Below are 281 nucleotides of genomic sequence, written 5' to 3' on the forward strand. Positions count from 1 at the left end.
GGCCCTGGCCGCGGGTTGCACCGTGGTCATCAAACCCGCCGAAGCCACCCCGCTTACCGCGCTGGCCGCCGCCTACCTGGCGCTGGAGGCGGGCCTGCCCGCAGGCACCATCAACGTGGTCACTGCCTCTAAACCCGCCGCCGCGGGTGAAGTGCTCACCACCGATGCGCGGGTGCGCAAAGTCTCGTTTACCGGCTCTACCCCGGTGGGTAAGCACTTACTTGCCCAGTGCGCCAGCACGGTGAAGAAGACCGCCATGGAGCTGGGCGTTGCCGCCCAGC

1 protein-coding gene is annotated in these 281 nt (G+C 68.7%); it reads left to right on the forward strand.

The genetic code is table 11. From position 1 onward, the window contains the following. The coding region (locus V0R37_RS21935) for an aldehyde dehydrogenase family protein (RefSeq protein ID WP_420376536.1) at window positions 1-281 on the forward strand (281 nt) is incomplete at both ends.

The sequence above is a fragment of the Pollutimonas rozaliensis genome (assembly GCF_048751585.1).
GTDB lineage: Bacteria > Pseudomonadota > Gammaproteobacteria > Burkholderiales > Burkholderiaceae_B.